Source organism: Parashewanella hymeniacidonis (genome assembly GCF_016900895.1).
Lineage (GTDB): Bacteria > Pseudomonadota > Gammaproteobacteria > Enterobacterales > Shewanellaceae > Parashewanella > Parashewanella hymeniacidonis.
Window position 1 is genome coordinate 1 of sequence record NZ_JAFEUN010000132.1, and the last position, 10,060, is coordinate 10,060.

Below are 10,060 nucleotides of genomic sequence, written 5' to 3' on the forward strand. Positions count from 1 at the left end.
ACTCGCACTGCGTGGACTTCTCAGCGCCAATTCTTCTTTGTTACATTAGCTCGAAAGAATCCCGATATTCCTTCGCTAATGCGCCTCAAAGAATTGGCGCTGAAAAAGTCCTGAAACATGCATTTTCAAGTATCATGGGTATAGTTATTAGGTTAAGAAATCCAGAATTCCAATTGCTGCTTTTCTTCCTTCATCAATAGCCGTTACCACAAGATCGGCACCTCGAACCATATCACCACCAGAAAACACTTTGGGATTTGAAGTCTGGTACGTAAACTCATGGCGATTGACCACTACCCGTCCTTGTATGTCTACCTCAATATTGTGTTGTTTCATCCAATCGGTTGGGTTCGGTTGGAAACCAAAAGCAACAATAACCGCATCAGCTTCTATGCATTGATTTGAATCTTCGATCATTTTAAAGCTAGGGCGCGAATTTCCTTCTTCAAATTCTAAATGAGTTTGCAAGCATTCTACCCCGACCACTTTACCATCATTCACTTGTATCTCTATTGGCTGATGGTTAAAGATAAAGTTAACGCCTTCTTCTTTTGCATTAGCAACTTCATTTGCTGAGCCTGGCATGCTTGCTTCGTCACGGCGGTAGAGTAAAGTAACTTTGTTAGCCCCTTGTCTTACTGCTGTTCGAACACAGTCCATTGAAGTATCACCACCGCCAAGCACTACGACATTTTGGTTTTGTAAATCAATAAACGGATACTCTTCAGATGATTGGTTAAGAATTTTCTTAGTGTTAGCAATTAAATAAGGCAAGGCTTGATAAACACCTTGTGCATTTTCATTAGGAATATTGGCTGCAATAGCCTTGTAGGTGCCCAGTCCTAAAAATACTGCGTCATGAGAGTGAGCGATATCATCAAAACTGATATCCACACCAATATGGGTATTGAGTTGAAATTTAACTCCCATACCTTCGAGTATTTTTCGCCTGTGTTGGATAATCGACTTCTCTAATTTAAATGCCGGAATTCCGTAGGTGAGTAATCCGCCGATCTCAGGGTACTTATCGTATACTGTTGCAGTTATACCGTTTCGAGCAAGTACATCGGCACACGCCAACCCAGCGGGACCTGCACCAATAATGGCGACATTTTCAGGCCGACGATGAACGTCAGACAAATCAGGTTTCCAGCCCTGCTCTATGGCGGAATCAGTAATGTAGCGTTCAATATTACCGATCGTTACAGCTCCAAAGTCATCGTTAAGCGTGCAAGCGCCTTCACATAATCTATCTTGTGGACACACACGACCACACACTTCCGGAAGACTGTTCGTTTGGTGAACTAAGTCTGCGGCTTCCATCAAGCGGTTTTCGGAAATCAACTGAAGCCAGTTAGGAATGTAGTTATGCAGTGGGCATTTCCATTCACAGTATGGATTACCGCAATCTAAGCAGCGTGATGCTTGAGATTCAATGTGTTGCTTTTGATTGGGGCGATAAATTTCAACAAATTCAGTTTGTCTTTGTTGAATGTCTTTCTTATCAGCAAGGTGACGATTTATTTCTATAAATTGAAAATCATTATTCATAGTTGTCACCTTATCCTTGTCTCATGATGAGCAGTGAATCTTTAGGATCAAAAACTAAAAGGTCATTGATGTCAGCTTGTTTGGGTTTGACTAATACAAAGCAGTTTTTCCAATGCTCAAATTCTTCGATAATATGTTTGGCGTGTTCACTGTTTGTTTCTATGGCATGCAACTTAATGAGTTGCTTGAGAAAGTCTTGATGGCCTTTATGGGTGAGTGGCGCATATTCAACTAACTCGTTGTTGATTCTTTGACTAAACTGCCCAAATTGATCGAACACATAAGCGAAGCCGCCAGTCATGCCTGCACCAAAATTTACACCTGTTTGTCCGAGCACAACAACAGTGCCGCCAGTCATATATTCACAGCCGTTATCGCCGACACCTTCAACTACGGCAATGGCGCCTGAGTTTCTTACCGCAAAGCGTTCGCCAGCTTGCCCAGCAGCGTAAAGTTCGCCTCCTGTAGCACCATATAAGCACGTGTTACCAATGATAGTAGCTTCTTCACTTGCAAAACGACTATCAACAGGCGGTTGAATTGCTATTTTCCCCCCGGACATTCCCTTACCAACGTAGTCGTTACTGTCACCACAAAGATAGAGGCTCATTCCATTGGTGTTCCAAACGCCAAAGCTTTGTCCTGCACTGCCTTTAAAGCAGAGTTTGAGATGGAGTTGATTTTGGTTTGGATGTTTTTGTTGGGCAATATAACCCGCCAAACTAGCACCTACAGAGCGGTCGGTATTTTTGATACTAAAATGGCCGATGAAGCTGGAGTTTTTTTCAATGACTTGCTTACATGCTTTCAAAAGCATTTGGTTCATTTCACCGATATCTTTTGGTGGATTTGTCTCGGTCCAAGTGATCGGTTTATTTTGTACTGGTGTCTCTTTGCCTAAAATTTGATTGAGTTCAAGTTGTTGGTGATTCGTATGCTCGGTTTCATGTTGGGTTAGCAGCTCACTTCTACCAACTAAGCTTTCGAGTGATGTTTCCCCCAGCTTTGAAATTTGCTCACGCAGATCTTGAGCAAGAAACTCAAAATACTGCATTACTCGTTCAGGCTCGCCATGGTAATGCTTTTCTCTCAATGTTTTATCTTGAGTTGCAACACCTGTAGCGCAATTATTTAAGTGACAAATACGTAAATACTTACAACCTAGTGCGAGCATCGGTACAGTACCAAATCCAAAGCTTTCAGCACCTAAAAGCGTTGCTTTGATAATATCTTTTGCTGTTTTCAAACCGCCATCTACTTGGAGACGAATCTTATGTCGGACACCATTTTTTACTAAGGTCTGATGAACTTCTGCAAGACCAAGTTCCCAAGGGCTTCCTGCATATTTAACCGAGGTAAGTGGGCTTGCCCCGGTACCACCATCGTAACCAGAAACGGTGATCATATCTGCGTAAGCTTTGGCTACGCCTACCGCAATAGTACCAATTCCCGGTGTAGCAACCAGTTTTACTGATACTAATGCCTTCGGATTAATTTGTTTTAAATCGAAAATCAATTGAGCGAGATCTTCTATCGAATAAATATCATGATGTGGTGGCGGTGAGATTAAAGTAACGCCAGGCTTTGCATGCCTGAGTTTTGCTATTTCGATGCTAACTTTATGACCAGGGAGTTGACCACCTTCTCCTGGTTTAGCACCTTGTGCCATTTTAATTTGCAGCACTTCTGCATTAATAAGATATTCAGCGGTTACGCCAAAACGCCCAGAGGCAATTTGTTTAATCGCCGAGTTACGTTTGGTGTTGAACCTTGCCGAGTTTTCGCCCCCCTCACCAGAATTAGAACGTCCGCCTAGACGATTCATCGCAACAGCTAACGCTTCGTGTGCTTCAGGACTTAAGGCACCAATGCTCATCGCTGCGGTATCAAAACGAGAGTATAAATTACTTGCATCTTCTACCTGGTCAATATCTGTAGGTGAGTCAACCCAATTAATGTCTAAAAGATCTCTGAGTGTTGCTATTGGGCGTTTATCGACAAGTTCACTGAATTTTTGGTATTCGGCATAACTTTGATTACGTAATGCAGAATGTAGCGTCGTCACGACATCAGGGTTAAAGCAATGATACTCGCCTTCATTAACATATTTGAGTTGCCCGCCTTGAGGTAGTGGCAAAAAGTCTTTTTTAGACAAGTAATAAAGCGCTTGTTGGGACTTTGAAACGTCATCAAAGCCTATACCTTCAACTCGACTACAAGCACCGTTTAAGCATAAGTCGACGACTTCTTTGTTTAGTCCGATGACTTCAAATTGCTGACTACAACGATATGAGCTAACTGAGCTAATGCCCATCTTTGACATGATCTTCCGTAAACCTTTTTCAATACCTGTTCGATAATCAAGGTTTAACTGAGTGATTGGTTTTTGTCTGACTTGTGCCATTGCAGCAAGGGATTCATATACGAGATAAGGGTAAATGGCGGTTGCACCAAACCCGAGGAGTACAGCAAAATGATGAGGATCTTTGGTGCTACCGGTTTCAACAATGATGTTGGTGTCGCAACGTAAGTTATTATCGACAAGCGTCTTATGGATTAAACCAACAGCTAAAACGGCAGGGATAATAAGCTTGTCTTTCTCGGTTACTCTATCTGAAAGGATGAGAAGCGTTGTACCACCGAATGCCAGCTTCTGAGCTCTTTCAGCTATTCTGCTCAGTGCCGGTTTTAATCCTTCTTCTTCTGAATAAGAGAGGTTGACTGTGTCGTGGCGATAATAGTTTTGATTCAACTCTTTTAACTGACTGAAATCGCTGTAGAGAAGGATTGGTGAGTTGAACATCACGCGATAAGCGTGACCCGTCGTTTCATTAAATAAGTTTTGCTCACGACCAGCGCAGGTTGCTAAGGACATCACATGCTTTTCACGCAATGGATCGATTGGCGGATTGGTAACTTGAGCGAATTTTTGTCTGAAATAATCATAGATAGATCGCGGCTTGAGCGACAGCACTGCGATGGGGGTATCGTCGCCCATTGAGCCAGTAGCTTCTTGTGCATTAGCTGCTATTGGCCAGATGATTTGTTCGAGTTCCTCTTTGGTGTAACCAAAGAGTTTTTGATATTGAAGCAATGTTCCAGGCGCCATTTCACTATGGCCTTGTGCTTCTTCAGGAATGTCTTCAGCGGGTACTAAAACAGTATTGTGTTCTTTTATCCATTCTTTATATGGGTGGCGGCGCTTTAAATCATTATCGATTTCAAAAGATTGAAACAACTTGCCGTTCATGGTGTCAATGACCAGAAGTTCGCCTGGGCCAATTCTTCCTTTAGTGACAACGTCACTGTCTTTGTAATCCCAAATTCCCACTTCTGAAGATACAGTGAGAATGCGATCCGAAGTAATGATATATCGCGAAGGGCGTAAACCATTCCTATCAACTGAACAGGCAGCATAACGGCCGTTTGTCATCACTACACCCGCAGGACCGTCCCAAGGCTCCATGTGCATGGAGTTGAAGTCATAAAAAGCTTTGAGTTCTTCATCCATTTCAGGATTAGATTGCCAAGCTGGTGGAATCAATAAACGCATAGCTCGATATAGATCCATCCCACCACAAAGGAGCATGTCGAGCATATTATCAAGAGATGAGGAGTCAGAGCCTGATTGATTCACGAACGGACGAGCTTGTTGCAAGTCAGGCAATAATGGTGAATGGAATTTATATGAACGCGCTTTTATCCATTGTCGATTACCGGTTATGGTATTAATCTCACCATTGTGTGCAAGGTATCTGAAAGGCTGAGCTAACGGCCACTTTGGATTAGTGTTTGTTGAAAAGCGTTGATGAAATAAACAAATTGAGCTTTTAAGCTTTGGATCTTTAAGATCAGGATAATATTTATCAAGATCTGCAGGCATCATTAGACCTTTATACACGATAACTTGTCCAGATAGACTGGCAATATAAAAGTCTGGGTCATCGGTAATTGATTGCTCGATACGACGTCTTGCCATATACAACCTTCGTTCGAGATCCTTAACTCGCCAACCGATAGGAGAGTTAATTAACACTTGAACAATTTGTGGTTCTGATTCTGCAGCAATCTTTCCTAATACATCACGACAGACAGGCACTTGTCTCCAACCTGCGATGCTTAATGTTTCTTTTGTCAGTTCATTTTCGAGTTTTTGTTTTGCGACATCGGCTTTCTGTGGGTCTTTACTTAAAAATATGACACCAACTGCAAATTTTCGGCTAAGGTGCCAGTTATTTCTTTCGGCGATTTCAGTGAAAAAATCAGTCGGGGTTTGCATTAAAATTCCGCAACCGTCACCTGTTTTTCCATCTGCTGCAATACCACCTCTGTGTTTTAACTTATCTAAACTCTGAACTGCAAGCTCTACTATCTTGTGGCAGGCTTCACCGTCCATTTGAGCGATTAGCCCAAATCCGCAGTTCTCTTTTTCAAAACTTGGGTGATATAAACTCATCAATTACTCCATTTATATGCTCCTGAATGCGCTATTTATGCGATAGGCTAGACCAAAATATAGCCTAATGTGACGTAGGTCAACTTATCATGAAGACGATAATGTAGTTTTAATGTGCTTTTTTTGTAGTTTTGTTGCAGGATCTAGATGATTTTTGATGTTATTTGTCGATAATGACGTTTTTTTGTGAAATAAAATTAGAATAAGTGAATGTATAGATTGAATTGAAAATGTGAATCTTTATGCACTTAAGCCCTGCGTGTATGCAGGGCTATGAATAAATCTATGATTTTGATTCAAGGTATTGCTTTAACTGTTGTAAGTCATGAGCTGCATTTTCAAGAATAGTGCCCAGCCAGTAATCTTTTTCTAGTTGCCATGATGCTTCTTCACCATGTTGTAACTTTTGAGCGAACTGTTGAATACGCTTTAGGCCAACAGAACCTGCCGCACCTTTAAACTTATGAGCTTCAGAACATAAGGTATCTTTATCACTCGACTCATTGGCTTTTTCTAAGTTATCTAAATATTCAGGCAGAAGTTGTTCGAATAAAACGACGCTTTTAAGTAGAGTTGCGGCACCAATGGCGTTACAGTATTGCTCCAATGTATTTAGATCTAAAATTACGTCCAAATCAGTATTCGCCATTTTTTACCTCGTAAAGTTACGCTAAAACTTAAAATCTATTTCCGCATGATACTCAGTATTGATCCTGCTGCAAAGAAATACATGAGTTTAAGTGTAAAATGAAGCATTATTGTCTCAAAAATTTAACAATGTAGATTAGAGTTGTTTATGAAAAATTTACCCAGTTTAAAGAATTTATACTATTTAGTGCACTTGCATCATGAGCAGAACTTTAATCGAGCCGCCAAGGCTTGTTTTGTCAGCCAATCAACTTTGTCGACAGGCATCCAAAATCTAGAAGAGTTATTGGGGCAACAACTTATTGAACGTGATCATAAGTCGTTCATGTTCACTTCAACAGGTGAAGAAGTGGTTGGCCGAGCAAAAGAGCTTCTCGCTGACGTTACAGACTTGATGGAATATGTGCAATTACAATCAGAGCCAATGGCTGGGGAGTTGAAAATTGGTTGTATCCCGACCATTGCGCCTTTTTTAGTGAGCCGTTTATTAACGGTCTGCCAAGAGAAATATCCAAATCTAGCATTACAAATTAAAGAAGACACTACTGAACAGTTGTTATTAGCATTGGGCGAAGGAACCTTAGATCTTCTTATTTTAGCTTTACCTGTAGATACTGGGAGCTTTCATAGCATGGCGTTAGGCAAAGACCCATTTAAAATGATTGTTCATGAGCAGTTTGCTGGTGGTCTTGTCGAACCGTTAGATTACAAAGCCATGCCAGATAATAGTATTTTTCTACTTCAGAAAGAACACTGTATTACGGGACATGCCGTCAGTGCGTGTCAATTACAAGACAGTAAGAAAGTACATCCGTTTTCAGCGACCAGTTTGCATACACTCGTTCAAATGGTAAACAGTAAGCTTGGCGCTACTTTTTTACCGCAAATGGCTATCGATTCTGGAATTTTGCACAATACGAACTTACAAGTCCTCATGCCACCAGGGGAGGCACCATATCGTGATATCGGGATTACTTGGCGCCAGACTTCAAGTCGAATTCGTACTTTTAGAGCTCTGGGAGAAGAGATTAAAGGGTTGCTGCAATAAGTCGTTTTCAGTGAAAAGAATAGCTAAAATGAAACTTGATATATAACTATATTAAGTTTCAGTTCTTCCCGTAAAATATTACATCAATTCATACCGTAAATTGGGTAGGAGGTATTGCTTCATTCTAACCCAACCCTTTAATGTTTGATTTCTTTATTTTCGACAGCAAAAACTTGCATTGAATGTTGCTTACCCTTTAGCTTTACCATACCTAAATCAATTAGCGTTATATCAGAAACTTGCCGTAAACGGATGGCGACGGCTGCTGAGATCAGCAACTTCTGCTTAAGTGGGCCACATTTATCTTGCAGTCGTGCCAGCGTATTTAACACATCACTGAAAAAGCTGATTTCTTGTTTTTGTACACCTACAACGGCTGTAACTACTTGACCACAATGGACTGCAGCTTTGAACTGGGGAACTAGGCCATACTTCTGTTTGAAGAAGTTACCTTGCCATTTAAGAATTTGATTAAACTCGGTATATAAGTTGATACAACGATCTTTTTCGACGCCATCTTTCAGTGACCAATGAATTAAAACGGCATCTCCCATATATCGATAAATTTCAGCATTATTATCTGTTACAGGGCCGGATAGTAATCTAAAGCAATCTTGAATCAAACAGCTAAAACGGTAGTCACCAAGTTGCTCAGCATGAGAAGTAGAATTAGTCATGTCAAGATACATAAATAAGCGCTGTTCGTACCTTGGTCGATGATATTTACCTAAAGCAATATTGATCAGTTCTTTGGGGCCAACAAGTAATCCCATTTGTTCAATAAAGGCCAATGACAATCTGACGACTATCATATAGATCAAAAGTAAATGAAAAGCGCTGGATTGTATGATGTTCGTCGCATCAATATGCCACAAAGTAGTCATTCGGTTATGGACTTCCCATAACTCAATAAACTGCATAAAACCGGCGATCCCGACAGCCCCGCCAAGAAGCAGAGTGCCTTTAACAAAGAGAGTGGCTAAGTAGTTTATTCTAGAGATAAAACTGAAATCTACGATTAGGTTAGATAACCAATGGAGACAGCCTAAAATAATGCCAATGTAGATGGCGAAAACCTTAATATCGGCTTCAGTTGAAGCCCAATGAGGAAGTGCTGTAGTTTGCGAATATCTAAAAAACACAAAAACAGACATAGCAAGGGTCCAAGCAACAATCGCAAAGCCCAATTTTTTAGATTGGCGACAAATTCTCAATTTACTAATTACTACTTCAAATTAGGGATGCGAAGTCTAGACGTATATAGCAGCCAAATGCCAGTAGTTTGTGTGATTTAGATCAACGAAAGCTCGAATTTTGTCTAAGTTGACGGTTAACCAAAAGCTTTAGCAAGAATTCGTGAAGTAAATGATGTTTTCAGATAAAAGCCTCTAGGGTTTACTTGTATTATTTTTCCAAACTCATCAATTGTTTCAGTCAGTGCTTTACTGTTAGCTGCTTTAGGTCTCAATTGCATGACTTCACCATAGCGCGCGGTAATTGTTTCAACTTTACCGAGTGAGATAAGTTCAATAATTTCTTCCCAGTCTTGTTTTAGCAGCAGAAATTCATTTTGATCGGGTTGCCATAAAAATGGAGTACCGATTCTTCTGTCTCTAACGGGGATATCTCGATCGCCTTCAATTGGCACCCATAACACCCGTTGAATCTTCTTAAATACGACACTGTCTTCAAAGCTGGCTGTAAAAGGTGGCATAAGTGAGCAAAAAGTAACAAATGTCGTTTCGATAGGTTTACCATTTTGGTTGATCGGAATCGTTTTTAGCTCAACGCCGATCTCTTGGAAATCCTGTTCAGCTTTAGAACCTGCAGTCGCACCTAGTTCAGCTTCGATAAGTTGTCCTACCCAGCCTTTATCTCGTTTCAAATCTTTAGGAACTGGAGCATGGTTCAATTCTGCAACATGAGCTAAGGTAAGCCCTGCTATATCAGTAGCACGTGATAATAATTCATTAATAGATTTTGGGGCAGATTTCATACAATAATTTCAGCGGTTGTGATCAACGATTAGTGTATCAATAAACAAATTGTTGATGTGGTTAAAATGTGTGCGATCGATTTTGATCGAGTGAAACTTCACTTGAAAGAATATAACTACATGAAAAAACTATGATTGTTTTGCTGGGTAAGGACACCTTTTTTCTTCAAAATGACTTTTAACCGCTTATCCCTATATTTCCTCACATACTTATCCACAGAATGTTGGGATAACTTTTTAGGGACTGATCAGATCTATATGATCTAAAGTCACAAATACAAGCGAGCTCGCCAGAGCAGGAAGTCCAACTCTGGTGATAAATATCAAAAGCAAATTTGTTTTTAGTGAGCGTTTCCAGAAG

General features: G+C 40.6%; 6 protein-coding genes. 1 reads left to right on the plus strand and 5 read right to left on the minus strand.

Annotated elements, in window-relative coordinates; translation table 11 throughout:
• Positions 1-147: 147 nt before the first annotated feature.
• The 3 genes from JQC92_RS19110 to JQC92_RS19120 form a co-directional block, all read right to left on the minus strand.
• A complete protein-coding gene (locus JQC92_RS19110) occupies positions 148-1,551 on the minus strand; it encodes an FAD-dependent oxidoreductase (RefSeq protein ID WP_205001147.1) in 1,404 nt (467 codons plus the stop codon).
• A gap of 10 nt (positions 1,552-1,561) precedes the next feature.
• Positions 1,562-6,007, minus strand: a complete 4,446-nt coding sequence (gene gltB / locus JQC92_RS19115) for a glutamate synthase large subunit (RefSeq protein ID WP_205001148.1) — start codon at positions 6,005-6,007, stop codon at positions 1,562-1,564.
• A 283-nt stretch (positions 6,008-6,290) separates the two neighbouring features.
• Positions 6,291-6,656: an Hpt domain-containing protein gene (locus JQC92_RS19120; protein ID WP_129946734.1), complete on the minus strand. Its 366-nt coding sequence runs from the start codon at positions 6,654-6,656 to the stop codon at positions 6,291-6,293.
• Positions 6,657-6,803: 147 nt separating this feature from the next.
• Between JQC92_RS19120 and JQC92_RS19125 the strand changes: the two genes are divergently transcribed.
• The gene (locus tag JQC92_RS19125) at positions 6,804-7,703 is read left to right on the plus strand and encodes a hydrogen peroxide-inducible genes activator (RefSeq protein ID WP_205001149.1); all 900 of its coding nucleotides are present in this window, start codon (positions 6,804-6,806) and stop codon (positions 7,701-7,703) included.
• A 137-nt stretch (positions 7,704-7,840) separates the two neighbouring features.
• Here the strand turns inward: JQC92_RS19125 and JQC92_RS19130 are convergent, their stop codons facing one another.
• Both JQC92_RS19130 and mutH read right to left on the minus strand, forming a co-directional pair.
• A complete protein-coding gene (locus JQC92_RS19130) occupies positions 7,841-8,857 on the minus strand; it encodes an adenylate/guanylate cyclase domain-containing protein (protein WP_205001150.1) in 1,017 nt (338 codons plus the stop codon).
• Positions 8,858-9,033: 176 nt separating this feature from the next.
• Positions 9,034-9,699, minus strand: coding sequence for a DNA mismatch repair endonuclease MutH (gene mutH, locus JQC92_RS19135; RefSeq protein ID WP_205001151.1), 666 nt, complete (start codon positions 9,697-9,699; stop codon positions 9,034-9,036).
• Between the last annotated feature and the right edge of the window lie 361 nt (positions 9,700-10,060).